The sequence below is a fragment of the Streptomyces sp. ISL-43 genome (assembly GCF_018614195.1).
Taxonomy (GTDB): Bacteria; Actinomycetota; Actinomycetes; order Streptomycetales; family Streptomycetaceae; genus Streptomyces.
Genome location: NZ_JAGGOT010000013.1, coordinates 1 through 302 on the forward strand (window position 1 = coordinate 1; position 302 = coordinate 302).

A 302-nucleotide genomic window follows, 5' to 3' on the forward strand; every position below is an offset into this window, starting at 1 on the left:
CGCGGTCGTGACGACCGTGGTGGCGACCGTCCGTCGTTCCCGCGTCGTGACGACCGTGGTGGCGACCGCCCGCCGTTCCGTGGGAACGACCGTGGCGACCGTCCCACCGGTGGTGGGTTCCGCGGCCGTGACGACCGTGGCGACCGTCCGAGCTTCCCGCGCCGCGATGACCGTGGTGGCGACCGCCCGTCCTTCCCGCGTCGTGATGACGAGCGTGGTGGCTTCCGTGGCGGTCGTGATGACCGTGGTGGGGACCGTCCGTCGTTCCCGCGCCGCGATGACCGTGGTGGGGACCGTCCGTC

Annotated in this window: 1 pseudogene; it reads right to left on the reverse strand. The window is 73.2% G+C overall.

What is annotated here, in order from left to right:
* Window positions 1-302: pseudogene (locus J7F03_RS08000) on the reverse strand (hypothetical protein); the annotation flags it as partial.